Origin of the sequence: Bradyrhizobium sp. PMVTL-01 (assembly GCF_051861855.1) — a bacterium.
Lineage (GTDB): Bacteria > Pseudomonadota > Alphaproteobacteria > Rhizobiales > Xanthobacteraceae > Bradyrhizobium.
This window is the reverse complement of the sequence record NZ_CP193982.1, coordinates 4,050,196-4,075,860: the sequence shown is the minus strand read 5'-3', so window position 1 is coordinate 4,075,860 and position 25,665 is coordinate 4,050,196. Positions and strand designations below refer to the sequence as shown.

The window sequence follows — 25,665 nt, the reverse complement described above, 5'->3', positions numbered from 1 at the left end:
GAGGTGAGAGCGCGCAGCCACCAAACAAAAACCCCGCGGCTCGCGCCGCGGGGTTTTCTCTTGTCTCGTTATTGCCGCTCAGTGCGCCAGGATCGCGAGCAGCAGCAGGGCCACGATATTGGTGATCTTGATCATCGGGTTCACCGCGGGGCCCGCCGTGTCCTTGTAGGGATCGCCGACGGTGTCGCCGGTCACCGCGGACTTGTGGGCATCACTGCCCTTGCCGCCGAAATGGCCGTCCTCGATGTACTTCTTGGCGTTGTCCCAGGCGCCACCGCCCGATGTCATGGAGATCGCGACGAACAGGCCCGTCACGATCACGCCGAGCAGCATTGCGCCGACGGCAGAGAACGCCGCCGACTTGCCGGCCGCGCCGCCGCCCGCGATCGCGTAGATCAGGAAGTAGACGACGATCGGCGACAGCACCGGAAGCAGCGAGGGGATGATCATCTCCTTGATCGCCGCCTTGGTGAGCAGGTCGACCGCCTTGCCGTAGTCGGGCTTGTCGGTGCCCTGCATGATGCCCGGCTTCTCGCGAAACTGGCGTCGCACCTCCTCGACGATCGCGCCGGCCGCACGGCCCACCGCGGTCATGCCCATCGCGCCAAACAGATACGGCAACAGACCGCCGAACAAGAGGCCCACCACCACATAGGGGTTGTTGAGCGAGAAGTCCGGATTGACGCCGGCGAAGTAGGGATGCTGCCCGGACCCCGCAACGAAGAACTTGAGGTCCTGGTTGTAGGCCGCAAACAGCACGAGGGCGCCGAGACCGGCGGAGCCGATCGCGTAGCCCTTGGTCACCGCCTTGGTGGTGTTTCCGACCGCGTCGAGCGCGTCGGTCGACTTCCGCACCTCCTTCGGCAGGCCAGCCATCTCGGCGATGCCGCCGGCGTTGTCGGTGACGGGACCGAAGGCGTCGAGCGCCACGATCATGCCCGCCAGCGCCAGCATGGTCGCGGTCGCGATCGCGATGCCGAATAGACCGGCCAGGCTGTAGGTGATCAGGATGCCGGCGATGATGACGATCGCGGGCAGCGCGGTCGCCTCCATCGAGACGGCAAGACCCTGGATCACGTTGGTGCCGTGACCGGTCACGGAGGCCTGGGCAATCGACTTCACCGGCCGATAGTCGGTTCCGGTGTAGTATTCGGTGATCCAGATGATCAGCGCGGTGACGACGAGGCCGACCACGCCGCACTCAAACAGCGCCATGCCGGTGTAGTCGACGCCGTCTAGCTTGCCGAAACCGATCAGGGCGTAGATCACGCCGCCGATGCCGATCAGCGACAGGATGCCGGTCGCGATCAGGCCCTTGTAGAGCGCCCCCATGATCGACTGGCTCGGCCCGAGCTTGACGAAGAAGGTGCCGATGATCGAGGTGATGATGCAGATCCCGCCGATGGCGAGCGGCAGCGTCATCATGTTGGCGAGGATCGGCGTCTTGGCGAAGAAGATCGCCGCGAGCACCATGGTGGCGACCGCGGTCACCGCGTAGGTCTCGAACAGGTCGGCGGCCATGCCGGCGCAGTCGCCGACATTGTCGCCGACATTGTCGGCGATGGTCGCGGGGTTGCGCGGATCGTCCTCGGGAATGCCGGCCTCGACCTTGCCGACGAGGTCGCCGCCGACGTCTGCCCCCTTGGTGAAGATTCCGCCGCCGAGACGGGCGAAGATAGAGATCAGCGAGGCGCCGAAACCGAGTGCCACCAAGGCGTCGACCACGGTGCGGCTGTCGGGCGCGAGCTTCAGTGAGTGGACGAGGAAGCCGAAATAGAGGGTCACACCCAGCAGCGCGAGACCGGCTACCAGCAAGCCCGTGATGGCACCCGCCTTGAAGGCGAGTTCGAGACCGCCGGCCAGCGACGTCGTCGCAGCCTGGGCGGTACGCACATTGGCGCGGACCGAGACGTTCATGCCGATGAATCCGGCCGCCCCCGACAGGACGGCGCCGATGGCAAAACCGATCGCGACATAGAGGCCGAGGAAATAGGCAAGCAGCACGAAGATGACGATGCCGACGATACCGATCGTGGTGTACTGGCGCCGGAGATAGGCCTGTGCGCCTTCGCGCACCGCGCCTGCGATCTCCTGCATGCGCGGCGACCCCGCATCCGCGCCCAACACCGAAGACGTCGCCCAAATCGCGTAGACGACGGAAAGCACTCCGCAGAGCACTATCAACCATAATGCTGTCATGTGATTTTTGCCTCAGATCCTTGATGTACCCCCGGCGCCTTTTGTTGTCCGTCGTGCGGTGCGGCGCCTTGATGTTGAACAAAGCCGCCCCTTTCCCGAAGGGGCGGCTCCAGTCGGTCACAAGCTTGCCAAAATCAAATTGAGCGTGCAACGCCGGATCAGGCCGAAAAGACCGATCTCGGCAAGTATTTAGACCGGTCCTTAGAACAAGGATGCCGGTTTCGAGCAATTTGCTAGAAGTGACTGTAGGACAGCCGCTTCAAGGTCAGTTGCCGCCCCTGCCCGTCCAGGAAGCGTGGCCGCTCGTGGCCTGCGACGATCGTGCCGATCGCGGCAACAGGAAGGCCCACCGCCCGGCCGGCTGCGATCAACGCATCGCTTTGCGCCGGTGGAACAGTGCACAGGACCTCGTAATCGTCGCCTCCGGCAAGCCACGTCTCGACACCAACGACGTCCCGGGCAATCAGTCCCGCCGCGGCAGCCGAGCGCGGCACGCTCGCCACGTCGACCGTGGCCGAGACGCCGGACGCCGCACAGAGTTTCGTCAGATCGCCGGCGAGGCCATCGGAGACGTCCATCGCGGCCGACGCATGGTCGCGCACGGCCTGCGCCAGCACGTTGCGCGGCTGCGGCACGCGATAGCGCGAGACCAGCAAATCCCGTGCAGCGGGATCAGACATGAGTGCCGCAGCCACCGCGCCGCCGGTGAGCGCGTCGAGACCGAGCGCGGCATCGCCGATCGTACCCGTCACCAGGATGCGGTCGCCGGCCCTGGCGCCGGTGCGGCCGACCATCCGTCCCTTCGGCACGCGGCCGAATGCGGTGATCGAGATCATCTGCGGTCCCGGCGTCGACACCGTGTCGCCCCCGAGCAGCGGGCAGCCGAACGCCGTGGCGTCCTCGCCCAGCGCGTCCGCAAACGGCCGGAGCCAGGAGTCCTCCTTTCTGCGCAGCGCCAGCGTCAGCACGAAGCCGGCAGGCGCAGCGCCCTTGGCGGCGAGATCGGACAGGTTCACCCGCAGCGCCTTGCGCGCGATCGTGTCGGGAGGGTCGGTGGCAAGATAATGCACGCCCTCGACCACGGCATCGGTGGTGACGACGACGTCGTCGCCGGATGAAGACAGGACCGCCGCGTCGTCGACCAGCCCGAACGCGCCGGGATCGCTCGCCAGCGGCTTGAAATAGCGCGCGATGAGGGAGTCTTCGGCGGAAATTTCCGGTGTGTTCGTCATCGGCGCTAGCCCCAAACTCCACTGTCATCGCCCGGCTTGACCGGGCGATCCAGTAGGCCGAGACGCCTGATATCAATAACCGCTGCCGCGGCGTACTGGGTCACCCGCCTTCGCGGGTGATGACAGGGGACTGTAGGTCTACCCCCGCCCGAACTCGTCGCCGCGAAACTGGCGGCCGATCTGGTCGAGCACGGCGTTGACCATGCCGGTCTCCTCGCGGTCGACGAAAGCGTTGGCGACATCGACATATTCGGAGATGACGACGCGGCCCGGGACGTCCCTGCGATGCTCGAGTTCGTAAGCCCCGGCCCGCAGCACTGCACGCAGGATCGCCTCGATCCGCTTGAGAGGCCAGCCTTTCGACAGCGCCTCGTCGATCAGGGGATCGAGCTTCTTCTGGTCGCGCACGACACCGGAGACGACGTCGCGGAAGAAGGCGGCTTCCGCCGGCAGATATGTGTCGCCCTCGACCTCGTTGCCGAGCCAGTGGCTCTCGAACTCGGCGAAGATGTCGTTGATGCCGGCCCCGGCGATGTCCATCTGGTACAGCGCCTGGACAGCCGCAAGCCGCGCGGCACCGCGCCGGTTCGCCTTCTTCTCGTTAAGCCCCGCCGGCTTCTTGATGTTGTCAGCCATCTCTTTAGGCCCGCGCCAGGCGGCGTTTGATACGCAGCATCGCAAGCGCCGCGCGCGCGGCATCGCCGCCCTTGTTGAGCTCGCTGGCACGCGCCCGCGCCCAGGCCTGGTCCTCATTATTGACGGTGAGGATGCCATTGCCGAGCGGCAGCTTGCGCGCCACGGCGAGGTCCATCAGCGCGCGCGAGGATTCCTGCGAGACGATCTCGAAATGGATGGTGTCGCCGCGGATCACGCAGCCGAGCGCGATCACCGCGTCATAGGGCTTGCCGTTCGCCGCCGCGGCATCGACCGCGATGGCCACCGCCGCCGGGATCTCCAGCGCGCCGGGAACCGTGATGACGTCGTGCGTCAGGCCGGCTGCCTTCAGCTCGGCCACCGCGCCCTCCAGAAGCGCGTCCTGGAGATCGTCGTAGAACCGGGCCTCGACAATCAGCGCCCGTGCGCCGGAAATGTCGGTCTGGTCCTTCAGGGGTGCGCGCCGCGCGTCTGCCATCGTTCCATCCGTTTCGAAAGGGGTCGGCGCTATGTAGTCGCCGGAAGCATGTAAGCCAAGTTTTAAAGACACTGTCATTCCGGGGCCGCTCGGCGAGCCGAACCCGGAATGACGGCTCTGCCGTCACTTCATTTCCGTTAGCCGCGCCGCGTAGCGGGCCATCAGGTCGACCTCGATATTGACCTCGGCCCCCGCCTTCCAGCTGCCGATGGTCGTGACCGTCAGCGTATGCGGGATGATCAGCACCGAAAAGGTCACGTCGTCGACCGTATTCACCGTCAGCGAGACGCCGTCGAGCGTGATCGAGCCCTTGGTGGCGATGAACCGTGCCAGCTCGCGCGTGGTCGAGAGCACGAACCGCGCCATATCGGGCAGGTCCTCTCGGCTGACGATGGTCGCGATGCCATCGGCATGGCCGGCAACGATATGGCCGCCGAGCTCGTCGCCGATCTTCAGCGCACGCTCGAGGTTGAGCTTCGTGCCCAGCTTCCAGTGCTTTGCCGTCGTCAGCGCCAGCGTCTCGGCGGCGGCATCGACGTCGAACCAGGTCCTTTGCTTGGAGTCCCTGCCGTCCGCAACGCCCGAGGCAACCACCGTCAGGCAGACGCCGTTGCAGGCGATCGAGGCGCCGTCGGCGATGGTGGTCTGATCGTAGCTGCAGGCGATGCGCAGCCGGTGCAACTGGCCCTGTGCCGTCGGCGTGAAGCTGACGATCTCGCCGATATCGGTGACAATGCCGGTAAACATGTTAGGCGCGCTCGTAGATGGTGAGAGTATCGTGGCCGAATGTCTCGCTAGCATGAACCTTGTAGGCCTGCGACTGCGTGATTTTCGACAGGGGCGATGCATCGAGCGCATCGACGCCGCCCTCGCCGACCGCTTCCGCCCCGCGGAACAGCCAGATCTCGTCGACGAGATCGGCCGCGACGAACGAAGCCGCAACGCGGCTGCCGCCTTCGACCATCAGCCGCGTGATGCCCTTCTCGGACAGCGCATGCAGCACGGCCGCCAGATCGAACCCGGATGCACTGCCGGGAGGCATGCGCATGATTTGCGCACCGGCCGCGCCAAGGCGCGTCGCGGCGGCCGCTTCCGCAAGCTCGGAAGCGATCACCCAAAGCGGTGTCTCGCGCGCGGAGCGCACAAGCTGGCTCGATGCCGGAATGCGCAGGTTCCGGTCGAGCACCACGCGCACCGGCGAGCGGTCCGCCATGCCCGGCAGGCGACAATTGAGCTGCGGATCGTCCGCCAGCACCGTGCCGATGCCGACCAGGATGGCATCGCTGTGCGCGCGCAAGAGATGCACGCGATTGCGCGCCGCCTCGCCGGTGATCGCAAGCGGCTTGCCGCCGGCCGCGCCGATCTTGCCGTCAGACGAGACCGCGAGCTTCAGGATCACATGCGGGCGCTTGTCGCGGATGCGGCGGAAATGGCCGGCGTGGTCGAACGCGGCCTCGGCCGCGCGCAGACCGACATCCACCGTGATGCCGGCGGCGCGCAGGCGCGCATGACCCTTGCCCGCCACTTCCGGATTGGGATCCTCGATCGCCGCAACCACCCGCTTGATGCCGGCTGCAATCACCGCATCGGCGCACGGCGGTGACTTGCCGAAATGCGAGCACGGCTCGAGCGTGACGTAGAGCGTGGCACCGCGTGCCGCCTCGCCCGCGCGCCGCAGCGCTTCGGGCTCGCCATGCGGCCGTCCTCCTGGCTGCGTCCAGCCGCGGCCGACGATGGCGCCGTCCTTCACGATCACGGCGCCCACGGCCGGATTGGGCCAGGTGCGCCCCTGCCCGCGTCTACCCAGCGCCAGCGCAAGCTCCATGAAACGGCGGTCAGCGTCCTTGGCCTCGCGGGCCTTCTGCGCAAACTGATCCTCCAGGATGCGGAAGATCATTTGCGGATCGCGGCGAGCCGCGCTTCCTCCTCACCGGAGAGCTCGCCGAGCACGTCGGCGAAATCCTTGGCTTCGCGGAAATTGCGGTAGACCGAGGCGAAGCGCACATAGGCGACGTCGTCGAGCGTGCGCAGATGCTCCATCACGGTCTCGCCGATCACCTCCGAGGAGATCTCGGCCTCCCCCCCGGTCTCGAGCTCGCGCACGATGGTGGAGACCATCTTCTCCACCCGTTCCGGCTCCACCTGCCGCTTGCGCAGCGAAATCTGCACCGAGCGCATCAGCTTGTCGCGGTCGAACGGCACGCGGCGACCGTTGCGCTTGATCACCGTAAGCTCGCGCAGCTGCACGCGCTCGAAGGTGGTGAAGCGGAAATTGCAGGCGACGCACACGCGCCGCCTGCGGATCACGGACGAGTCCTCGGTCGGACGCGAGTCCTTTACCTGCGTATCGAGACTGTTGCAGTTCGGGCACCGCATCCGCTTGCCTTGATCAGTTTACCTTGGCGTTATTGGTAGATCGGGAACCGGTCGGTGAGCGCCTTGACCCGTTCCTTGATCGCCGCTTCCACCAGCGGCGCCTTGCCGTCGTCGGACTGCGCGATCGCGTTCAGGACCTCTGCGATCATGCCGCCGACCTGCTGGAATTCGGCGAGACCGAAGCCGCGGGTGGTCGCGGCGGGCGTGCCGAGACGCAGGCCCGAAGTGACGAAGGGCTTCTCGGGATCGAACGGAATGCCGTTCTTGTTGCAGGTGATGGCGGCCCGGACCAGCGCCTTCTCCGAGACGTTGCCCTTCAGGCCCTTCGGCCGCAGATCGACCAGCATCAGGTGATTGTCGGTGCCGCCGGAGACGATATCGAACCCGTGGCTCTTCATCGCCTCGGCCAGTGCCTTGGCGTTCTCGACGACGTTCTTGGCATAGACCTTGAAATCAGGACGCAGCGCCTCGCCGAAGGCCACCGCCTTCGCCGCGATCACGTGCATCAGCGGGCCGCCCTGCAGGCCCGGGAAGATCGCCGAGTTGAGCTTCTTGGCGAGCGTCTCGTCATTGGTGAGGATCAGGCCGCCGCGCGGACCGCGCAGCGACTTGTGCGTCGTCGTGGTGGTGACGTGCGCATACGGCACCGGTGAGGCGTGCACTCCACCTGCGACGAGGCCGGCGAAGTGCGCCATGTCCACGAGCAGATACGCGCCGACGCTGTCGGCGATCTCGCGGAAACGCTTGAAATCCCAGGCGCGCGAATAAGCCGAGCCGCCGGCGATGATCAGCTTCGGCTTGACCTCCTCGGCCTGCTTCTGCACCGCATCCATGTCGATGATCTGGTCCTCGCGGCGCACGGTGTAGTGCGCGGCCTTGAACCACTTGCCGCTCATGTTGACGGGCGAGCCGTGGGTGAGATGGCCGCCGGCCGCGAGGTCGAGGCCCATGAAGGTGTCGCCGGGCTGGAGCAGCGCCAGGAACACCGCCTGATTCATCTGGCTGCCGGAGTTCGGCTGCACGTTGGCAAAGTTGGCGCCGAACAGCTTCTTGGCGCGATCGATCGCGAGGTTCTCGGCGACGTCGACCCACTCACAACCGCCGTAGTACCGCGCGCCCGGATAACCCTCAGCATACTTATTGGTCATCACCGAACCCTGCGCTTCCAGCACGGCCCGGCTGACGATGTTCTCGGAGGCGATCAGCTCGACCTCATGGCGCTGCCGGCCGAGCTCGCCCTTGATGGCGGCGGCGATTTCCGGGTCGGCCTGCTCGAGCGTGGCGGTGAAAAAAGAATCGGGCGCGGAGGCGGTCTTTGCGAGGGTCATCTTGCGAATATCTCCACCGCCGCAGCCTTTTGGCGGGCTACGGGCGGGTCTGGTGTGGCGATCGGAAGCACGCGCGATCTACCACATCGCCCGCCCTCGGCCAAGCATTTGCGGGTCGGGCCTGATATTTATGCAAGATATGGTGGGGACCGGGAATTTGGACGGCAGGACGGTTTTCTGGAACCGCCCTGGTCGTCGTTCTCCCGGAAGGGACCGTTTTGGACCCCAAAAAGCTATAGGCCGGTATACCCCGCCTTCACGGGGTCCACGCTGCCGTCGAGCTGGCGCAAATAGGTCAGGCCACAGACCGTCAACCTGTGCGGGTCCGTCTCGCCCGCTTCCATCAGCGTAGCGAGGTAGTTCGTCACCTTTTCGCGCGCCTCCTCGCTGGCCGCCGCCGTGCGGTTGGCGAGCAGGTCATAGGTCTGCATGATGCGGTCGATGGCAGCTTCCATTGCACCCTCTGGTTCTGTCGGATCTCGGGAGTCTTGATCAGGCAACCGCGCGGGCCTCGGATTGCGTTTTGAACCGGGCGATCGCCTTGTTGGCCAGCCTGATCTTGTTGAATTCGCCGTGCTGGAGCAGCTTGATGATGATCTCGAGCAGACGTTCGTTGGTGACGAGTGTATCCGGGATTGCGCCGGAGCGGCGGAGGTAATTCGCGGCGATGGCGTAGGCATCGCTCACGAGTTCGACGTTCATGGCCTGCAACCCGCGCCCGCCCGGCATGGCATCCTCCGATCCAGAGAACTAACGACAATGCGGCGACCCGGTTCCGCACGCGCGGGCATTTTTCGCACCTGCACAACGTCAAAACGCACCGGTCCGGGCAAGCCGGGCCGATGCGCTGGGGGAAGTCAGGCACATCCGGGAGGCTGGCCGGTCTTGTTGTCGGGCCGGCTTGGCCTTCCCCTGGAACTCAGAGGCGGTACAGGATCTGGTCGGTCCAGAACCGCTCGAGACGGTGCAGCGACTTGTTGAGCGTCGAGAACTCCTCGCCCGAGATGCCGCCGACCTGCTCGACCGTCTTGACGTGCTTCTGGTAGAGCGCGTCGACGATGCGGCGGACTTCCTGGCCCTGCGGGGTCAGGCGGATGCGCACCGAGCGGCGATCAACGCGCGAGCGCTGATGATCGAGGAAGCCGAGCTCGACGAGCTTCTTCAGATTGTAGGAGACGTTGGAGCCGAGATAGTAGCCGCGGGTGCGCAGCTCGCCGGCGGTCAGCTCCTTGTCGCCGATGTTGTAGAGCAGCAGCGCCTGCACCGAGTTGATGTCGGCGCGGCCGCGGCGATCGAACTCGTCCTTGATGACGTCGAGGAGCCGGCGATGCAGCCGCTCCACCAGAGTCAAAGCTTCCAGATAGAGCGACTGCACCGAACCCTGCTGGCCGGAGACGCGCTCTGCGGTATCTGCCGCAGTTGCGACGGCTTTCATCATGACACTTCCCCTGTTGTCGTTTTTATCGACACTTATTCGACGAAACTTGTGTCCCGTCCGATAGGTGCAACTTAAGGGGCTCGTTTGAAGATCGGCTTAAATAAGAGAATAAAGAGATCATGAATTTAAGACAGTGAATTGCGGATTAAGCCTGTGCGACAAGGACTTTTCGCAACCCTCTGTTGACCTTCACAAGGTCCTGTTCACCCTCCGTCCGCCGCAACTGTCGCATTCCAGAACAGCCCCGCCCCGTTTCGAAACGGGCGCGTAACGGCTGTGGCGGAACCGGCTGGTTAGTGAAAACTTACCGCAAATTCGAGGCAACCGGCGGTCAACCAATCGCAACACTCTCGTGTCCGGGACAAGCGCAGCGCCGGGACGAAGCAAGCCCTAAAGCGAGATCGCGGAGACATGGCCCCCGGCCCTGCAACGCATCACGCCGCAAGTGCGGCGCGCTGCGCCGCGTCCGGGACTCGAGAGCATTTGCGTATCGTAAGGTGTCTTCCTACGGCGGCCGTTCGCGCGCTGCCATCCAGGCGAGCGCGAGATAAGCAGCGAGCATGAAGACCTCGACTCCAACCACGACCAGGCTGCCGCCGTAGATTCCCGGGAACATCAGCTCGATCACCGCCATCGACACCACGGTCGTCAGCCACACCACCGCGCCCCATGGCGTGGCGAGCCACAGGCCGACCGCGGCGACGAGCTCGATCACGGCGAAGTAGACGGTCGCGCCCTGCCAGGCCATCGACTGGTTCTCGAACGCCTCGTCCTCGCCGCCGACGAAGCCCGTCACCTGCGCCCAGTGATAGAGGCCCTTGAGGATCGAGAGCAGCGCCATCACCCGCAGGAACAGCACCAGCCGCCGCGTCCAGACATTGTCGTCGGACTCGGGCCGCTCCGACGAGATCGCCGCCACCGAGAGTGCGCTCTCTCTAGCATTGTCTCGGGCAGCGTCCCTGGCATTGTCACGGGCCGCATCGCGGGTGGAGATCTCGGACATGGGACCCTTCTGACTGCTCCGGTCCGCAAAATCAATCGGCTGCCACAGGTGAAGCCGCGGTGACGGGAACCATGCGAGCTGGTATAAGAATAATTCCAGCCGGAGGAAGAATGATGGCGATCAAATACGGGCGTCCGATCGAATTGCGCGAGGTGTCGCGCCGGGATGGCGGCGCAGCCTCTCCTGCCCTCGATCTGACCGTCCGCCCGCGCCGCAACCGCAAGGCTGAATGGGCCCGGCGGATGGTGCGCGAGAACGTCCTCACGACCGACGATCTGATCTGGCCGCTATTCCTGATCGACGGCAACAACAAGCGTGAGCAGGTTGCCTCGATGCCGGGCGTCGACCGTCTCAGCGTCGACCAGGCCGTGCGCGAGGCCGAGCGCGCCATGAAGCTCACCATCCCCTGCATCGCGCTGTTTCCCTATACCGACCCCTCCTTGCGCGACGAAGAGGGCTCGGAGGCCACCAATCCAGACAATCTCGTCTGCCAGGCGGTGCGCGCAATCAAGAAGGAATTTCCGGAGATCGGCATCCTCTGCGACGTCGCGCTCGATCCCTTCACCAGCCACGGCCATGACGGCCTGGTCTCCGACGGCAAGATTTTGAACGACGAGACGGTCGCGGTGCTGGTGCGCCAGGCCTTGGTGCAGGCCGAAGCCGGCTGTGACATCATCGCCCCCTCCGACATGATGGACGGTCGCGTCGCCGCGATCCGCGAGGGGCTGGACCGCGCTGGCCTGCTCGACGTGCAGATCATGGCCTATGCGGCGAAATATGCCTCCGCCTTCTACGGTCCGTTCCGCGACGCGATCGGCTCGGCCAAGACGCTGACCGGCGACAAGCGCACCTACCAGATGGACAGCGCCAACACCGACGAAGCGCTGCGCGAGGTCGAGCTCGACATCGCCGAGGGCGCCGACATGGTGATGGTGAAGCCGGGCATGCCCTATCTCGACGTCGTCCGGCGCGTGAAGGATACCTTTGCGATGCCGACCTTCGCTTACCAGGTCTCCGGCGAATACGCGATGATCGCGGCGGCGGGCAACAATGGCTGGCTCGACGGCGAACGTGCGATGATGGAGAGCCTGCTCGCCTTCAAGCGCGCCGGCGCCGACGGTGTGCTGAGCTATTTTGCACCGAAGGCGGCGGAGAAGCTGCGCAGCCAAGGATAAGGTGCCGTCGGGTGGGCAAAGCGACTTGTCCGCCATAGCTCGAAGAGCGAAGGCGAAAGCGTGCCCACCGCTCCACCCATCGTGCACGACAGCGGGCAATGGTGCGCGCACGGCGCTACGCGCCTTTGCTCCCCTACAGGACTGCCGACCCGCCGCCCCCGAATCGCCGGAAATTTTCGGCTTGTTGACGCCCGCGCGCCCTTGGCAGGGGGATAGCCTGTTCCCATGTGCTGCGACGGGGCTTCGCTGGAGAACGGACGATGGCGTACGACTCGGGTAATTCAGGCGCCTGGCGCAATGACGGCGCCATGCAACCGCACGCCTACGATCCGTACCTGCACCCGGAACTGTTCCGCGGCGTCGCGACGCGGCGCGTGTTCGCGTTCCTGATCGACATGGTCGTGATCTCCGTTCCCGTTATCCTCGGCTACATCTTCATCGCCCTGTTCGGCGTGGTCACGCTCGGCCTCGGCTGGGCGCTGTTCTGGCTGGCGTGGCCGGCCTCCGTGATCTGGGCCATCATCTACTATGGCGCCTGCATCGGCGGGCCGTCCTCGGCCACCATCGGCATGCGGGTCATGGATCTGGAACTGCGCACCTGGTACGGGGCATCAGGCTATTTCGTGCTGGGCGCCACCCATGCCGTGCTGTTCTGGGTGACGGTGTCATTCCTGTCGCCCTTCGTGCTGCTGGCCCTGTTCAACGGCCGTCGGCGCCTGCTGCACGATTTCGTGCTGGGAACGGTCGTGATCAACAATTCCGTCCGCGCACCCGTGCCGCAAACGGCCAGACCGTATTGATCAAGGACCTGTCAACCAGCACCGACTAAGCTGACGTATCTGACCTGCCGAGCAGACCGATTGACCGAGAGCTTCCGTAGCGCGATGCTGATACTCACTTCGGAGGCCCACGACGTCCCTTGACCCAACACTCGCGCGACACCCCCCAGTTTTACCTCACGGCGCCCTCGCCCTGCCCGTATCTGCCGGGCCGGCATGAGCGCAAGGTGTTTACGCACCTCGTGGGGGACCGCGCCGGTGACCTCAACGACCTCCTGACCCATGGCGGGTTCCGCCGCAGCCAGTCGATCGCCTACCGGCCGGCCTGCGACCAGTGCCGTGCCTGCGTCTCGGTCCGGGTCATCGCCAATGAGTTCCGCCCCTCGCGCAACTTCCGCAAGGTGATCGCACGCAACGCCGACATCATCGGCGAGCAGCGCAGCGCGGTACCGACCTCCGAGCAATATTCGGTGTTCCGCGCCTATCTCGACGCCCGCCACCGCCATGGTGGCATGGCGGACATGACCGTGCTCGACTACGCCATGATGGTCGAGGACAGCCATGTGGAGACCCGTATCATCGAGTACCGCAAGCGCGGCCCCGACAGCGGCATCACCGGCCGCGGCGAGGAGCTGATCGCGGTGGCGCTCACCGACGTGCTCAGCGACGGCCTCTCGATGGTCTATTCCTTCTTCGAGCCGAGCCAGGTCAGCCGCTCGATGGGCACCTTCATGATCCTCGACCACATCGCCCGCGCGCGACGTCAGGGCCTGCCTTACGTCTATCTGGGCTACTGGATCGAAGGCTCCAAGAAGATGGACTACAAGGCCCGTTTCCTGCCGCAGCAGCGCCTTGCCCCGTCAGGCTGGCTGCGGATCGACGCGCAGGGCGATACGGCATCCGAGCCGCAGGATTAGCTTTCTGTGATCCCCGGCTTGACCGGGCCTGACCGGGCATCCAGCACGCCGCGGCTTCTCGGTTCAATCACGACTGCCTCTACTGGGTCGCCCGGGCAGCGACAGCGCTGCGTGGTCATCCGAACAACGTATCGGCCAGCAGCTTCACATTCAGAATCACGATCACGCCCGCGACGATCCAGGCGATCGCGGCGACGGACACCGGTATCGCGAACTGGCCCATCTTGCGCCGGTCGGACACGAAGCGCACCAGCGGGATAACGGCGAAGGGCAGCTGCATCGACAGCACGACCTGGCTGAACACCAGCAAATCCGCCGTGCCGCGCTCGCCATAGATCGCGGTGACGATGATCACCGGAATGATCGCGATGCCGCGCGTCAAGAGGCGGCGCGCCCAGCTCGGCAGGCGCAGGTCGAGAAAACCCTCCATCACGATCTGGCCGGCGAGCGTCGCCGTCACCGTCGAGTTGAGGCCCGAGGCAAGCAGCGCCACCGCGAACAGCGTCGAGGCAATGCCGAGGCCAAGCAGCGGCGACAGCAGCTCGAACGCCTGCCCGATCTCGGCGACGTCGGAATGGCCGCTTCTGTGGAAGGTCGCGGCAGCGACGACGAGGATCGCGGCGTTGATGAACAGCGCCAGCATCAGCGCGATGGTGGAGTCCGTCGTCGCCCATTTGATCGCTTCGCGGCGGCCTTCGTCGTTGCGCTGATAGGCGCGCGTCTGCACGATCGAGGAGTGCAGATAGAGATTGTGCGGCATCACGGTGGCACCGATGATGCCGATCGCAATGTAGAGCATCTCCGGATTGGTGAAGATCTCGCTCTTCGGCACGAAGCCGCGCAGGACCTCCGCGACCGGAGGAGCCGCTGCTGCGATCTGCACCACGAAGCACGCCGCGATCACTGCCAGCAGCGCGATGACGAAGGCTTCCAGGAAACGGAAACCGCGGTTCATCAGGATGAGGAGCAGGAACGCATCGAGCGCGGCGAGCAATGCGCCGCCGATCAGGGGAATGCCGAACAGCAGCTTCAGCGCGATCGCGGTGCCGATCACCTCGGCGAGATCGCAGGCGATGATCGCGGCCTCGCAGGCGAGCCAGAGCAGGAAGTTCACCGCCGGCGAGTAGGTGGCGCGGCAGGCCTGCGCGAGATCGCGGTCGGTGACGATGCCGAGCCGCGCCGCGAGCGACTGCAGCAGGATCGCCATCAAATTCGAGAGCAGGATGACCGAGAGCAGCGTGTAGCCGAACTTCGAGCCGCCAGCGAGGTCGGTCGCCCAGTTGCCGGGGTCCATGTAGCCGACCGAGACGAGGTAGCCCGGACCGACGAAGGCGAGCAGCCGTCGCCACCACTGGGCCGCGGCCGGAATGGCGACCGTGGCGTTCACCTCTGCGAGGCTCTTGGTGGTTGGCGCGTCGGTACGCCAGCCGGCGGTCTCGGGGGTCAGGTCGGGCGAGCGGGCATCCATGCGGCCAGAATACCGAAGTCAAACCTTATTGCAACTCATTTGCAACTGCATCTAGCCGCATCAGTTCCCCGGGACGGCCGCTTTTTGCCCGCCCTGTCGGAAACCGGGTGGGTTTTGCCGTGCCGGAAGCGAATGCTGGCGCCGTTCCGACTTTGCAGGAAATGAGCCATTTCAAATTCGCCGCGCCTCCCTGACATCTTCAGCCGCCTCGCCTGGTCCAATCTCGCGGCGCAATCCGCCGAGCAGATCGCACTGGCCGCCGCCCCGATCGTCGCCGTGCTGACGCTCGGGGTCGCCGAGGGCGAGACCGGCGTGCTGCAGACCGCGCTCACCCTGCCCTTCGTGCTGTTCGCCATTCCGGCCGGCCTGCTCGCCGACCGCATCTCGCGGCGCGCGCTGATGGCGGGGGCCGAGGCGCTGCGGGCCGCAGCCCTTGGGGCCATCGTGCTCCTCCTCGCGCTGAGCGCGCTCAATCTGCCGCTGCTGGCACTGCTCGGCTTCGCTGCCGTGTGCGGCACCGTCGTCTACAGCGTCGCTGCGCCGGCGCTGGTGCCCTCGCTGGTCAGCGCGGACCTGTTGCCCGCAGCGAATGCAAGGATCGAGCTTGCACGCACCATCGCCTTCGCAAGCGGGCCGGCGCTCGGCGGCGTGCTGGTCGGATGGTGGGGAGCAAGCCTCGCCTTCGGCTTTGCCGCGGCCCTGTCGGCGATTGCCGTGGTGCTGCTCTCAGGCATCTACGAGCCCGCCCGCGCGCCGATGCCACGGCGCCATCCATTCCAGGAGATCCGCGAAGGCGCGGCTTTCGTGTTTCACCATCCGCTGCTGCGACCGGTGTTCATCACTCAGTTCATCTTCAACACCGGCTGGTTTCTGCAGATCGCGGTGTTCGTGCCGTATGCCGTGCGTCATCTCGGCCTGACCGCCACCGGCGTCGGCACGGTGCTCACGATGTACGGTGTTGGAATGGTGATCGGCGCGCTCTTCGCCACGCGCGTGATGCAGCGCATTGCCTTCGGCACGGTCGTCGGCCTCGGCCCGGTCACGGGCTTCATCGCCTCGGTCGTGATGGCGCTGACGGTGCTGGTCCCCTCGCCCTGGCTTGCGGGCTTGAGCTTCTTCCTGCTCGGCGTCGGCCCGATACTCTGGGTGATCTCGACCACGACGCTGCGCCAGTCGGTGACGCCGCCGCGCCTGCTCGGCCGCGTCTCCGCCATCAACATCATGAGCTACGGCGCCCGCCCGCTCGGCTCGGCCCTCGGCGCAATCGTCGGCGGGCTCTGGAGCGCGGAGGCGTGCCTTTATCTCGCAGCAGCCGTGTTCGGCGCGCAGGCGCTGGTGATCCTGCTGTCGCCGGCGGCAACCCTCGACCGGCAGCCGGATATGGTGGGGGATGAGGTGGCGATGGGGTGTTAGGCGCCACCGTCATTGCGCGCGCAGCGACTTGTCCGCCGAAGCTTTAGCGAAGGCGAAAGCAATCCAGAACTCCGCGGAAACAGTCTCGATTGCTTCCTCGCAAGGGCTCCTCGCAATGACGGGAGTACGCGCAAGCAGTCGGGCCTATCCCGCCAGATACCGCTCATAGCTCCCCGTCACCGGCTCGCTGGCCTCGACCTCGGGATCGAGCGTGTAGAGGTCCTGCGCACGGCCGATGCCGCGCAGTGCGTAGCGGCCGGTGGAGACGAGATAGCGACGGCCGGCGGCATCCAGGCCCTTGTAGAACTCCGCTGATGCCAACAGCTCGCGATCGACCGAGCGGCTCATCGAGGCGATGCGGCTGACCTCGTTCACGGTCGGGCCCACCACCGTGAAATCGAGCCGGTCCTCGCTGCCGATATTGCCGTAGAAGACCTCGCCGACATGCAGGCCGATATAGGCGGAGGTGGTGGGACGGCCGGCGGCCGCCCGGCGCGCGTTCAGCGCCGCGACGTTCTGGCGGAACAGATGCTCGGCGCGAAGCGCCGCGCGCCGCGCATGCGCCATGTCCTCGCCCGTGAACATCGCGAGCACGCCGTCGCCGATCAGCTTCAGGACGTCGCCGCCGGCGTCGTGGATCGCGTCGATCACGGCCTGCGCATAGTCGTTGAGGAAGGGAATGATCTCGTCCGGGCCGATGCTCTCGCTGATCCCGGTCGAGCCGCGCAAATCCGAATACCACAGCACGGCGTTGATGCGCTCGGTGACGCCACGTGAGATGCGGCCGCCCAGCACCTGCTCCGAGGCGCCTCGGCCGAGATAGACCCGTCCCAGGGTGCGCGCGATGTCAACCTGCTGCGCCGACTTGATCGCGAGCCCCAGCACCGGCACCAGATCGCGCAGGGACTCCAGCTCGGCTTCGCTGAAGCCGCTGTCGCGGCGCGTGGTCCAGCAGGAATAGAGGCAGTCCATCAGGCCGAGCGCGCCGTTCTCGCCGAAGCGATGCACGAAGGCGAGATAGTGCTTGTGGCCCTTCTCGGCGAGCTCGCCGATCTGCGAGAAATCCAGCGCCTCCGCGTCGGCGAGATCGATCAGCATCTCGTCGTGGCCATGCTCGAGCATGTGGAAGAACACCGAGCGGCGCCAATGCTTGGCCGCGTCGCCCTCGGCGGTCGAACCGTATTCGAAGGCGTCGCGTTCGTTGCTGGGACGGTCGCTCCAGCGGAAGCCGCGGCCCTCATAGATCGGATGCAGCGTGTCGATCACGACCATCCCGCGCGACAGTTCCAGGCCCTCGGCGCAGCAGCGCTCGCAAAAGCCGCGGAGCAGTTCGTTTTCAGGCAGGCCCGTGAGCCCCTGGCCGGTCAGCCAGTTCATCAGCGCGAGGCGCGAGGTCAATTGCATACGCCATTATGCCGTGCATTCGTGACCAGCGAAAGGCGCAAGCCTCGCGCGGGCCGAGCGTAAGGTTCCCCGTCCCGCGCAGGTCGAATATGCCGCAGCTGCGGTTGACGCGTTCGCGACGCGGGCGGCAAATGCTTGCGATGATGACGTTGTCGGCCAGAATCGAGAGCACGCGCGGATGAGCCAGCGCCAGCTTCCGATCATCCTGGCGCTCGGCACCACGCAGACGCTGGCCTGGGCGTCCAGCTACTACCTGCCGGCGCTGCTTGCCGATCCCATGGCGCACGACCTCGGCATGTCCTCCAACTGGATCTTCGGCGCGTTCTCGGCCTCGCTGGTGATCTCGGCGATGCTCGGCCCGCGCATCGGGCGGCAGATCGATCTCGTCGGCGGGCGGCAGGTGCTGTCGGTCTCCAACCTCACCATCGCCGCCGGCCTCGTCCTGCTCGGCGTCTCGCAGTCCGTCGCCGTGATGGCGATCGCCTGGCTCGTGCTCGGCATCGGCATGGCGATGGGTCTCTATGATGCCGCCTTCGCCGCGCTCGGCCGCATCTACGGCACCGAGGCGCGCCGGCCCATCACCGGCATCACGCTGATGGCGGGCTTTGCCTCCACGGTCGGCTGGCCGCTTACCGCCTGGGGCCTTGCCCATATCGGATGGCGCGAGACCTGCTTTGCCTGGGCCGCCGCCAACATCCTGATCGGCCTGCCGCTCAACTTCTTCATGCTGCCCGCGATCAAGGGCGCGAGGCAGGCGGCAGCGACCGCCGAAAAGCCGCATCTGCCGCTCGATCGCACCATGATCCTGCTCGCCTTCGTCTTCGCCGCGGTCTGGACCGTCACCGGCGCGATGGCCGTGCATTTTCCGCGCATTGTGGAGGCAACGGGCGCGACCCATGTCGAGGCGATCGCGGCCGGCGCGTTGATCGGCCCGGCGCAAGTGGTGGCCCGCATCCTCGAAGCGAGCGTTCTGAGCCGATTTCATCCGCTGTGGTCGACGCGGCTCGCCTGCCTCACCCATCCGATCGGCGCTGCCGTCGTCGCCATCTTTGGCGGTGCCGCCGCAAGCGCCTTTGCGCTGTTCCATGGCTCCGGCAACGGCATCCTGACGATCGCCCGCGGCACGCTGCCGCTATCCATCTTCGGCCCCAAGGATTTCGGCTACCGCCTCGGCATCATCGGCGCGCCGGCGCGGATGGCGCAGGCGGTGGCGCCCCTTGTGTTCGGCCTGCTGATCGACGTCATGGGCGCCAAGGTGCTGATCGTGTCGTCCGCGCTCAGCCTCTCGGCGCTGGCGGCGCTGTTCCTGATCCGCGCCGAGCGGCGGCCGAATTGACTGCACTGCCGCTTTCGCGCACAAGCGGGCCATGACCAATGACAACAGTCCGCCCCGCACCTTGAAGGGCCTCTTGCGCTGGGCGACCACGCCGCCGCAGGCCTGGGGCGTCTATCTCCTCGCCGTCCTCCTGGTGTGGCTGCTGTCGTTCTATGCCGGCACGCTGAAGCCGAAGAAGACCCCCGAAGCAAGTCCGCCCGCAGCGACCGCGCCGAAGAGCTGATTCAAGCGTCAGTCGTAAAACTCGGGCGCCATCTTCTGGCTGTCGCGCTGGGCCTTGTCGTGGTTGATCCAGAGCTGCGCCTTCTCCCTGGTGACGGTGTCGGCGATCTTCTGCATCGAGGCCGCGCTCATCTCCTTGTTGACGTTCATGCTGGGCACGCGGCGGTTGTCCCAATTGTCCTTGAAATGGACGGCGTCGCCGGAGAGGACCACCGCGCCGGTCTTGGGCAGCTTCACCAGCAGCGACTGGTGCCCCGGCGTGTGGCCGGGCGTCGACAGGATGGTCACGCTGCCGTCGCCGAAGACGTCCTTGTCGCCTGCGAGCAGCTCGACCGGATGCGACGCCTTGAAGCGCGGCTCGTTGTTGGCACCGGGCCAGTCATATTCGGCCTTCTGCACATAGAGTGTCGCCTGCGGGAACAGCTCGACATTGCCTGAATGGTCCGGGTGCGTGTGCGAGACGGCCATGGCCTTGATGTCATCGGGCTTGAGGCCGATCTGCTCGAGCTGGGCGGCGAGTGTCTTCGGCCGGCGCCAGGTCACGGCCTTGGGGTCGGCCGGTACCAGGCCGTTGGGCATGGAAGCGACCGCATCGGCGATGCCGGTGTCCCACAGGAACCAGCCATTGGCATGCTTGACGAGGTAGCAGCTGTCGACGAAGTCCATCGTCTTGCCCTCGTTGATGCCGGGCGTCCAGCGCGAGATGTCGCCGGCAGTGCCCTCGCCGCAATTGAGGACGTAGAGCCTTTCGACGCCGGCCTTCTCCGACTGCGCAATCGCTGCATGACTGAGCAAGGCGAAAGCGGCGGCGGCGAAAGCGAGCTTGATCCTGGACGTCATCCGTGGTCCCTCCTTAGCAAGCGTTTGGGAAGCTGCGACCGAGGATCAACCCCGGCCACACCGCAGAATTCCGCGGCCGCCGATCACGTCAATGCGGGCAGGTCTCGACCTCGACCGTGACGTGGCTGAGGCCCTTCAGCCCGGCGAGCCGCTTCTTGTAGGCGGCCGGCTGCTTCGGCTTGTCCGACACCACCGACACCAGCACGGCGCAATGACCGGGGCCGACCTGCCAGAGATGCAGATCGGTGACGCGATCCTCGCCAACCTCGATGCGGGTCCGGATCACCCGTTCCAGCTTCTCGTCGGCGCGCACGTCGAGCAGGACCGCGCCTGACGCCTTGATCAGGCCGAACGCCCAGCTCGCTATTACCACGCCGCCGATCAGGCCCACGGCCGGATCGGCCCAGACCCAGCCCGAATACATCGCGACCACGAGGGCGCCGATCGCCAGCACCGAGGTCGCCGCGTCCGCCATGACGTGGACGTAAGCGGCACGGAGGTTGTTGTCGTGATGATGGTGGTGATGATCATGATCATGATGCGCATGGCTGCGGTCATGGTCATGGCCGTGACGGTGATGGTCGTGGCTGTCGCGCAGCAGCCACGCGCTGGCGAGATTGACGCACAGCCCCAGCGCGGCGACCGCGATCGCCTCGCCATAGACGATCGGCACCGGCGTGATCAGCCGCAGCACGCTCTCATAGGCGATCTCGACCGCGATCACTCCGAGGATGATGGCGCTCGAGAAGGCGGCGAGATCGCCGAACTTTCCGGTGCCGAAGGTGAAATGCGCATTCCCCAGATGTCGCCGCGCGAAGCGGTAGGCGAAGGCGGCAATGCCGAGCGCCGCCGCATGTGTCCCCATGTGCCAGCCGTCGGCCAGCAGCGCCATCGAGCCGAACAGCGAGCCGGCGACGATCTCGCCGACCATCATGACCAGCGTCAGCACAACCACCAGCCAGGTGCGCCGCTCGTTCTCGTCGTGCTTCTCGCCGAGAAAGGCGTGGTCATGAGTCCACTGCTCGATGGAATGGGAGTGCATCGGTCAAATCTCCGGAAAACGGAATCCGAGGGCCAATATAGGCCCCGGAAGCATATCTTTCTAACGTAAATGCCGGTGAAACCGGCGATTGACAGTTCTGCCTAGTTTCGCTGTAATCAGCCCATGGGGATTTGAGCGATCTCCCCACGAGGCGACATGCCCAAGTATCGCGTCCCGTTCAGTTCCTACGAGGACGCATCAACATGTCTACTTTCACGACCATATCATCCGACAAATTGGCGCGCCTGATCGGCACGGCCAATGCTCCTGTCCTGATCGACGTCCGCACGGAGGAGGATTTTGCCGCCGACCGGCGGCTGATTCCCGGCTCCATCAGACGCAGCCACGAGACCGTTGCGGAATGGGGCGGCGAATTTGCCGGCCGCTCGGCCATCGTTTCCTGCCTGCGCGGCGCCAAGCTCGCGCAGGGCACGGCCGCCTGGCTGAGGCAGCTCGGCATTGAGGCCGAGACGCTCGATGGCGGCTTCGAGGGTTGGAAGGAGGCCAAGCTGCCGCTGCTCGACACGCGCAAGCTGCCGCCGCGCGATGCCAGGGGACGCACGGTCTGGGTCACGCGGGCGCGGCCGAAGGTCGATCGCATCGCCTGTCCCTGGCTGATCCGCCGCTTCGTCGATCCCAACGCGGTGTTCCTGTATGTGGCGCCGTCCGAGGTGGTCGCCGTCGGCGAGCGCTTTGGCGCAGCCCCCTTCGACGTCGAGAACGTGTTCTGGAGCCACCGCGGCGAGCTCTGCACCTTCGATGTCATGATCGAGGAGTTCGGCATTGCGACGCCGGCCCTGCTCCACCTCGCGACATTGGTGCGCGGCGCCGACACCGCGCGGCCCGATCTGGCGCCGGAGGCACCCGGCCTGCTCGCGGCCTCGCTCGGGCTGTCGCGGATGTACGATGACGATCTCGAGCAGCTCGAGGCCGGCATGACGCTCTACGACGCGTTCTACCGCTGGTGTCGCGATGCGACGGCCGAGACCCACAACTGGCCGACCAACAAGGTGAAGGCGTAATGGATATTCGCGCCGATCAAACGGAAGCTGATGCCGGTCACGGCATCAGCTTCAACGAGGCCTTCCGTGTCTGGCTGCGCGTCGCCTGCCTGAGCTTTGGCGGCCCAGCGGGCCAGATCGCGGTAATGCACCGTATTTTGGTCGAGGAGAAGAAGTGGATCTCCGAGGGCCGTTTCCTGCATGCGCTGAACTATTGCATGCTGCTGCCGGGGCCTGAGGCGCAGCAACTGGCGACCTATGTCGGCTGGCTGATGCATCGCACCGCCGGCGGGCTGATGGCGGGCGGGTTGTTCATCCTGCCCGGCATCATCGCCATCATGGCCTTGAGCTACATCTACGCGGCTTTCGGCAATGTCAGCTTCATCGAGGCGCTGTTCTTCGGCCTCAAGGCCGCCGTGCTCGCCATCGTGGTCGAGGCCGTGGTGCGCGTCGGCAAGCGCGCGCTGAAGAACCACATCATGATCGCGCTCGCGGCAATCGCCTTCGTCGCAATCTTCTTCTTCGCCGTCCCCTTCCCGATCATCATCATCGCCGCCGGCGTGATCGGATATATCGGCGCGCGGCAAGGCCGTCCGGAATTTGCCCCGGCCGGTCACGGTCATGGCGGCAGCAGCGCCCTGATCGACAGCATGCTCGGGGACGCCGTGCCCGATCACGTCAAACCCGACACCGGCCGCGCGATCCGCGTGGGCGCGTTGTGGCTGGCGCTCTGGCTGGTGCCGGTGATCGCGCTGCTCGCCGCGCTCGGACAGGCCAACGTGTTCAGCCAGATCGCGCTGTTCTTCTCGAAGATGGCGCTCGTCACCTTCGGCGGCGCCTATGCGGTGCTGGCCTATGTCGCCCAGCAGGCGGTCGAGCATTATCACTGGCTGAAGCCGCACGAGATGCTCGACGGCTTGGGCATGGCCGAGACCACGCCGGGCCCGCTGATCATGGTGCTGCAGTTCGTGGGCTTCATGGCGGCCTATCGCGATCCGAGCGGTCTGTCGCCGATGGTCGCGGCCACGCTCGGCGGCCTGCTCGCAACCTGGGTCACCTTCACGCCCTGCTTCCTCTGGATCTTCGTCGGGGCCCCCTACATCGAACGCCTGCGCGGCAACACCGGCCTTGCCGGCGCGCTCAGCGCGATCACCGCCGCGGTCGTCGGCGTGATCCTCAACCTCTCGATCTGGTTCGCGCTGCACACGCTGTTCCGCGAGACCGTGCCGGTGCACACCTTCCCGTTCGCGTTCGACAGACCGGTGCTGACCAGCGTCGACATCCCGGCGCTGCTGCTGGCGATCGCGGCCGCGACCGCGATCTTCCGGTTCAAGCTGGGGATGCTCACGGTGCTGGCGGGGAGCTGCGCGGCGGGCGTGGTGCTAAGGCTGGCGGGGGTGATCTAGTCCGGGAGCAGCCGCGAGAACCGGAAATTGCAGTGTCTCGCGCCGCCGGCGAGCGTTTGTGTCCTCTCCAGATTGATGCCCCTCGTCGCATAGGCGTCGAAATCAAGCCCGCAAATGTTCGGCAGAATGTCCTTGTCGCCATGGCGCGCCGCGAATTTGCAGAAGCCGCAAGCCTTGTAGGGCGGAAGCAATCCAGACTGTCTCTGCGGAAGGATTGCTGTTTGAAGTGTGAATTGGGGAGCGAGGGCCTCCCCACTTGCTCCGTCATTGCGAGCGCAGCGAAGCAATCCAGACGGTCTCCGGGGATGCATTTCTGGATTGCTTCGCTTCGCTCGCAATGACGGAGGTCGCCGCGAGCACCATCACCCTCACTCCGGATGACGAGATCAGCGAGTTCGCCGCGGCAGGACTACCGCATCATCATCCGTGCGATCGCCTCGCCGATCACCACCGTCGTGAAGTGCGTGTTGGCGCGGCAGTCGGACGGCATGATCGAGGCGTCGGCGACGCGCAGGCCGCTGATCCCCTTCACGGTGCCGTCGGGATTGACCACGCCATCGGGCTCGCCAGCGCCGCTCATGCGACAGCTGCCGGCGGCATGCTGGATGTCGCCGGTCTCTCTCCGAAGCAGCCCATCGAGCTCGTGATCGGGCAGGCTAGCTGCCTGGGGCAGCGTCAGGTCGGTATCGGCCAGCCTGATCCAGTCGGCGATGCCTGACAGCGCCGGCTGCGAGGTGATCACGGCGAGGCGTTTCACCGCATCCATCATCCGCAGCATGTCGCGGGGATCGGCCAGCATGTTCTCCTCGATCACCGGATCGATCGACGGATCGGTCGAGGCAAGCTTGAGGGTGCCGCGCGAGTAGGCGTTGAACAGCCCGGCGCCGATCGCACCCGGCATGCCGATGCCGCGATGGTTGAAGGCAATCAGGATCATGTCGCGCTTGCCGCCGTTGGCGAGGCCCGAGGAATAGGTCACGCAGCAATTGGTGTGGCGGGTATCCGGATCGGTCGGCCGCAGATTTTCATGAAGCTGGATGGTGGCGCGAAACAGCGGGTGGTCGAAGAAGTGGCGGCCGACCGGCAGATCGCGCTCGACCGCGATGCCCATTGCCTTCAGCTCCTCTGCAGGTCCAATGCCCGAGCGCAGCAGGATCGCCGGACTGTGGATCGCACCGGCACACAGCACGATCTGACGCGCGCCGATCTCGTGGGTGCCCTGCCCCTCGATGTGCACGCGGACGCCGGTCGCCCGTCCGTCGCTGATCAGCACGCGATCGACCAGCGCGTGCCCGCGGATCTCCAGATTGGCGCGGCTGCGCGTGGGTTCGAGATAGCCCTCGTTGGTGGTGATGCGGCGCAAGTTGCGGCTGTTGATGGGATAGCACGCGACGCCCTCGCCGTCGGGGCCATTGACGTCGGCGCACCAGGGATAGCCGCTCGCCAGCGCCGCATCGCGCAGGCCGCGATCGATCGGGCCCCATGTCTCGGGCGGCGCACGATAGACCGGCAGCGGCCCGCCGCGACCGTGGCCTGCGGCGTCGCCGAACTCCAGATCGTCCTCGATCACCGAGAATAGCGGCATCACTTCCTTCGCCGACCAGCCGGTGCAGCCATTGGCAGCCCATTCGTCGAAGGCCTCGGTAACGCCGCGGATAGCAATCTGGCCGTTCATCATCGATGAGCCGCCGAGCCCCTTCCCGCGCCAGTAGAAGCGCGGCTCCTGCCCTGCCACGCGGCGCGTCAGGAGATCAGGCCACTGCCATTTCTCCTGGTACTCGCGCTTGTGGATGATCGGAATCGGGTTGGGCGTCCTCACCTCCCAAGGCGCTTCATCCGCGCGCCAGTCGAGACCGGCCTCCAACAGCAGGACGCGGCGTGCGCAATCTTCGGAGAGCCGTGCGGCCACCGCGGCACCAGCGGACCCGCCGCCGACAACAATGACATCGTACAT

Annotated in this window: 25 protein-coding genes and 1 pseudogene; 8 read left to right on the top strand and 18 right to left on the bottom strand. The window is 65.8% G+C overall.

Annotated features, from left to right (window positions below; all coding sequences use genetic code 11):
• Positions 1–78: 78 nt before the first annotated feature.
• The 12 genes from ACRQ5Q_RS19635 to ACRQ5Q_RS19580 form a co-directional block, all read right to left on the bottom strand.
• The gene (locus ACRQ5Q_RS19635; RefSeq protein WP_439368532.1) at positions 79–2,199 is read right to left on the bottom strand and encodes a sodium-translocating pyrophosphatase; all 2,121 of its coding nucleotides are present in this window, start codon (positions 2,197–2,199) and stop codon (positions 79–81) included.
• 233 nt (positions 2,200–2,432) lie between these two features.
• Positions 2,433–3,431: a thiamine-phosphate kinase gene (gene thiL / locus ACRQ5Q_RS19630; protein ID WP_439399554.1), complete on the bottom strand. Its 999-nt coding sequence runs from the start codon at positions 3,429–3,431 to the stop codon at positions 2,433–2,435.
• A 138-nt stretch (positions 3,432–3,569) separates the two neighbouring features.
• A complete protein-coding gene (gene nusB / locus ACRQ5Q_RS19625) occupies positions 3,570–4,067 on the bottom strand; it encodes a transcription antitermination factor NusB (RefSeq protein ID WP_439368535.1) in 498 nt (165 codons plus the stop codon).
• A gap of 4 nt (positions 4,068–4,071) precedes the next feature.
• Complete coding sequence (ribH, locus tag ACRQ5Q_RS19620; RefSeq protein ID WP_211411519.1) at positions 4,072–4,563, bottom strand: 6,7-dimethyl-8-ribityllumazine synthase; 492 nt, start codon at positions 4,561–4,563, stop codon at positions 4,072–4,074.
• Between the two features lie 123 nt (positions 4,564–4,686).
• Positions 4,687–5,310: a riboflavin synthase gene (locus ACRQ5Q_RS19615; RefSeq protein WP_439399552.1), complete on the bottom strand. Its 624-nt coding sequence runs from the start codon at positions 5,308–5,310 to the stop codon at positions 4,687–4,689.
• Between the two features lies 1 nt (position 5,311).
• Positions 5,312–6,460 (bottom strand): bifunctional diaminohydroxyphosphoribosylaminopyrimidine deaminase/5-amino-6-(5-phosphoribosylamino)uracil reductase RibD, encoded by a 1,149-nt coding sequence (gene ribD / locus ACRQ5Q_RS19610; RefSeq protein WP_439399550.1) that lies wholly within the window; start codon positions 6,458–6,460, stop codon positions 5,312–5,314.
• Positions 6,457–6,939, bottom strand: a complete 483-nt coding sequence (nrdR, locus tag ACRQ5Q_RS19605) for a transcriptional regulator NrdR (protein ID WP_011087793.1) — start codon at positions 6,937–6,939, stop codon at positions 6,457–6,459. Before nrdR ends, ribD begins: the two co-directional genes overlap by 4 nt.
• Before the next feature lie 29 nt (positions 6,940–6,968).
• Entirely contained in the window at positions 6,969–8,267 is a 1,299-nt protein-coding gene (gene glyA / locus ACRQ5Q_RS19600; protein WP_439368539.1) for a serine hydroxymethyltransferase, read from the bottom strand.
• 233 nt (positions 8,268–8,500) lie between these two features.
• Positions 8,501–8,722: a hypothetical protein gene (locus ACRQ5Q_RS19595; protein WP_439368541.1), complete on the bottom strand. Its 222-nt coding sequence runs from the start codon at positions 8,720–8,722 to the stop codon at positions 8,501–8,503.
• A gap of 37 nt (positions 8,723–8,759) precedes the next feature.
• The gene (locus tag ACRQ5Q_RS19590) at positions 8,760–8,996 is read right to left on the bottom strand and encodes a hypothetical protein (RefSeq protein ID WP_439399549.1); all 237 of its coding nucleotides are present in this window, start codon (positions 8,994–8,996) and stop codon (positions 8,760–8,762) included.
• Between the two features lie 190 nt (positions 8,997–9,186).
• The gene (gene ldtR, locus ACRQ5Q_RS19585) at positions 9,187–9,705 is read right to left on the bottom strand and encodes a transcriptional regulator LdtR (RefSeq protein WP_018320040.1); all 519 of its coding nucleotides are present in this window, start codon (positions 9,703–9,705) and stop codon (positions 9,187–9,189) included.
• 505 nt (positions 9,706–10,210) lie between these two features.
• Complete coding sequence (locus ACRQ5Q_RS19580; RefSeq protein WP_439368544.1) at positions 10,211–10,708, bottom strand: DUF6163 family protein; 498 nt, start codon at positions 10,706–10,708, stop codon at positions 10,211–10,213.
• A gap of 113 nt (positions 10,709–10,821) precedes the next feature.
• Between ACRQ5Q_RS19580 and hemB the strand changes: the two genes are divergently transcribed.
• The 3 genes from hemB to ACRQ5Q_RS19565 all read left to right on the top strand — a co-directional run bounded on the left by hemB (position 10,822) and on the right by ACRQ5Q_RS19565 (position 13,579).
• A complete protein-coding gene (hemB, locus tag ACRQ5Q_RS19575) occupies positions 10,822–11,883 on the top strand; it encodes a porphobilinogen synthase (protein WP_439399838.1) in 1,062 nt (353 codons plus the stop codon).
• A 260-nt stretch (positions 11,884–12,143) separates the two neighbouring features.
• A complete protein-coding gene (locus tag ACRQ5Q_RS19570) occupies positions 12,144–12,683 on the top strand; it encodes an RDD family protein (RefSeq protein WP_439399547.1) in 540 nt (179 codons plus the stop codon).
• 119 nt (positions 12,684–12,802) lie between these two features.
• Entirely contained in the window at positions 12,803–13,579 is a 777-nt protein-coding gene (locus ACRQ5Q_RS19565; protein ID WP_439368546.1) for an arginyltransferase, read from the top strand.
• Positions 13,580–13,694: 115 nt separating this feature from the next.
• Here the strand turns inward: ACRQ5Q_RS19565 and ACRQ5Q_RS19560 are convergent, their stop codons facing one another.
• A complete protein-coding gene (locus ACRQ5Q_RS19560; RefSeq protein ID WP_439368548.1) occupies positions 13,695–15,047 on the bottom strand; it encodes an Nramp family divalent metal transporter in 1,353 nt (450 codons plus the stop codon).
• A gap of 168 nt (positions 15,048–15,215) precedes the next feature.
• Here ACRQ5Q_RS19560 and ACRQ5Q_RS19555 point away from each other — a divergent pair, with 168 nt between their 5' ends.
• Complete coding sequence (locus tag ACRQ5Q_RS19555) at positions 15,216–16,460, top strand: MFS transporter (protein ID WP_439399837.1); 1,245 nt, start codon at positions 15,216–15,218, stop codon at positions 16,458–16,460.
• Between the two features lie 144 nt (positions 16,461–16,604).
• On the opposite strand, the gene ACRQ5Q_RS19550 is transcribed toward ACRQ5Q_RS19555, so the two are convergent.
• On the bottom strand, positions 16,605–17,864 hold the full coding sequence (locus ACRQ5Q_RS19550; RefSeq protein ID WP_439399545.1) for an adenylate/guanylate cyclase domain-containing protein: 1,260 nt from the start codon (positions 17,862–17,864) through the stop codon (positions 16,605–16,607).
• A 178-nt stretch (positions 17,865–18,042) separates the two neighbouring features.
• Between ACRQ5Q_RS19550 and ACRQ5Q_RS19545 the strand changes: the two genes are divergently transcribed.
• Entirely contained in the window at positions 18,043–19,200 is a 1,158-nt protein-coding gene (locus tag ACRQ5Q_RS19545; RefSeq protein WP_439368553.1) for an MFS transporter, read from the top strand.
• Between the two features lie 31 nt (positions 19,201–19,231).
• On the top strand, positions 19,232–19,423 hold the full coding sequence (locus ACRQ5Q_RS19540; protein ID WP_439368554.1) for a hypothetical protein: 192 nt from the start codon (positions 19,232–19,234) through the stop codon (positions 19,421–19,423).
• Positions 19,424–19,431: 8 nt separating this feature from the next.
• Here the strand turns inward: ACRQ5Q_RS19540 and ACRQ5Q_RS19535 are convergent, their stop codons facing one another.
• Together ACRQ5Q_RS19535 and dmeF are read right to left on the bottom strand one after the other, a co-directional pair.
• On the bottom strand, positions 19,432–20,262 hold the full coding sequence (locus tag ACRQ5Q_RS19535) for an N-acyl homoserine lactonase family protein (RefSeq protein ID WP_439399543.1): 831 nt from the start codon (positions 20,260–20,262) through the stop codon (positions 19,432–19,434).
• Positions 20,263–20,350: 88 nt separating this feature from the next.
• Positions 20,351–21,304 carry a CDF family Co(II)/Ni(II) efflux transporter DmeF gene (gene dmeF, locus ACRQ5Q_RS19530; RefSeq protein WP_439368556.1) on the bottom strand — a complete coding sequence of 318 codons (954 nt, stop codon included), beginning with the start codon at positions 21,302–21,304 and terminating at the stop codon, positions 20,351–20,353.
• Between the two features lie 203 nt (positions 21,305–21,507).
• Between dmeF and ACRQ5Q_RS19525 the strand changes: the two genes are divergently transcribed.
• Positions 21,508–22,326 carry a chromate resistance protein ChrB domain-containing protein gene (locus tag ACRQ5Q_RS19525; protein ID WP_439368557.1) on the top strand — a complete coding sequence of 273 codons (819 nt, stop codon included), beginning with the start codon at positions 21,508–21,510 and terminating at the stop codon, positions 22,324–22,326.
• Positions 22,326–23,711, top strand: a complete 1,386-nt coding sequence (gene chrA / locus ACRQ5Q_RS19520) for a chromate efflux transporter (RefSeq protein ID WP_439368559.1) — start codon at positions 22,326–22,328, stop codon at positions 23,709–23,711. The genes ACRQ5Q_RS19525 and chrA overlap by 1 nt, the downstream gene beginning before the upstream one ends.
• Here chrA and ACRQ5Q_RS19515 read toward each other — a convergent pair.
• Both ACRQ5Q_RS19515 and ACRQ5Q_RS19510 read right to left on the bottom strand, forming a co-directional pair.
• Positions 23,708–23,890: pseudogene (locus tag ACRQ5Q_RS19515) on the bottom strand (L-2-amino-thiazoline-4-carboxylic acid hydrolase); the annotation flags it as partial. The gene chrA and the pseudogene ACRQ5Q_RS19515 overlap by 4 nt on opposite strands.
• Before the next feature lie 230 nt (positions 23,891–24,120).
• Positions 24,121–25,665 (bottom strand): GMC family oxidoreductase, encoded by a 1,545-nt coding sequence (locus ACRQ5Q_RS19510; RefSeq protein ID WP_439399541.1) that lies wholly within the window; start codon positions 25,663–25,665, stop codon positions 24,121–24,123.

Excerpts from the sequence above, each read along its gene's own strand:
- ACRQ5Q_RS19635 (WP_439368532.1), bottom strand. The coding sequence starts at position 2,199 with ATGACAGCATTATGGTTGATAGTGCTCTGCGGAGTGCTTTCCGTCGTC.
- thiL (WP_439399554.1), bottom strand. The coding sequence starts at position 3,431 with ATGACGAACACACCGGAAATTTCCGCCGAAGACTCCCTCATCGCGCGC.
- nusB (WP_439368535.1), bottom strand. The coding sequence starts at position 4,067 with ATGGCTGACAACATCAAGAAGCCGGCGGGGCTTAACGAGAAGAAGGCG.
- ribH (WP_211411519.1), bottom strand. The coding sequence starts at position 4,563 with ATGGCAGACGCGCGGCGCGCACCCCTGAAGGACCAGACCGACATTTCC.
- ACRQ5Q_RS19615 (WP_439399552.1), bottom strand. The coding sequence starts at position 5,310 with ATGTTTACCGGCATTGTCACCGATATCGGCGAGATCGTCAGCTTCACG.
- ribD (WP_439399550.1), bottom strand. The coding sequence starts at position 6,460 with ATGATCTTCCGCATCCTGGAGGATCAGTTTGCGCAGAAGGCCCGCGAG.
- nrdR (WP_011087793.1), bottom strand. The coding sequence starts at position 6,939 with ATGCGGTGCCCGAACTGCAACAGTCTCGATACGCAGGTAAAGGACTCG.
- glyA (WP_439368539.1), bottom strand. The coding sequence starts at position 8,267 with ATGACCCTCGCAAAGACCGCCTCCGCGCCCGATTCTTTTTTCACCGCC.
- ACRQ5Q_RS19595 (WP_439368541.1), bottom strand. The coding sequence starts at position 8,722 with ATGGAAGCTGCCATCGACCGCATCATGCAGACCTATGACCTGCTCGCC.
- ACRQ5Q_RS19590 (WP_439399549.1), bottom strand. The coding sequence starts at position 8,996 with ATGCCGGGCGGGCGCGGGTTGCAGGCCATGAACGTCGAACTCGTGAGC.
- ldtR (WP_018320040.1), bottom strand. The coding sequence starts at position 9,705 with ATGATGAAAGCCGTCGCAACTGCGGCAGATACCGCAGAGCGCGTCTCC.
- ACRQ5Q_RS19580 (WP_439368544.1), bottom strand. The coding sequence starts at position 10,708 with ATGTCCGAGATCTCCACCCGCGATGCGGCCCGTGACAATGCCAGGGAC.
- hemB (WP_439399838.1), top strand. The coding sequence starts at position 10,822 with ATGGCGATCAAATACGGGCGTCCGATCGAATTGCGCGAGGTGTCGCGC.
- ACRQ5Q_RS19570 (WP_439399547.1), top strand. The coding sequence starts at position 12,144 with ATGGCGTACGACTCGGGTAATTCAGGCGCCTGGCGCAATGACGGCGCC.
- ACRQ5Q_RS19560 (WP_439368548.1), bottom strand. The coding sequence starts at position 15,047 with ATGGATGCCCGCTCGCCCGACCTGACCCCCGAGACCGCCGGCTGGCGT.
- ACRQ5Q_RS19550 (WP_439399545.1), bottom strand. The coding sequence starts at position 17,864 with ATGCAATTGACCTCGCGCCTCGCGCTGATGAACTGGCTGACCGGCCAG.
- ACRQ5Q_RS19545 (WP_439368553.1), top strand. The coding sequence starts at position 18,043 with ATGAGCCAGCGCCAGCTTCCGATCATCCTGGCGCTCGGCACCACGCAG.
- ACRQ5Q_RS19540 (WP_439368554.1), top strand. The coding sequence starts at position 19,232 with ATGACCAATGACAACAGTCCGCCCCGCACCTTGAAGGGCCTCTTGCGC.
- ACRQ5Q_RS19535 (WP_439399543.1), bottom strand. The coding sequence starts at position 20,262 with ATGACGTCCAGGATCAAGCTCGCTTTCGCCGCCGCCGCTTTCGCCTTG.
- dmeF (WP_439368556.1), bottom strand. The coding sequence starts at position 21,304 with ATGCACTCCCATTCCATCGAGCAGTGGACTCATGACCACGCCTTTCTC.
- ACRQ5Q_RS19525 (WP_439368557.1), top strand. The coding sequence starts at position 21,508 with ATGTCTACTTTCACGACCATATCATCCGACAAATTGGCGCGCCTGATC.
- chrA (WP_439368559.1), top strand. The coding sequence starts at position 22,326 with ATGGATATTCGCGCCGATCAAACGGAAGCTGATGCCGGTCACGGCATC.
- ACRQ5Q_RS19510 (WP_439399541.1), bottom strand. The coding sequence starts at position 25,665 with ATGTACGATGTCATTGTTGTCGGCGGCGGGTCCGCTGGTGCCGCGGTG.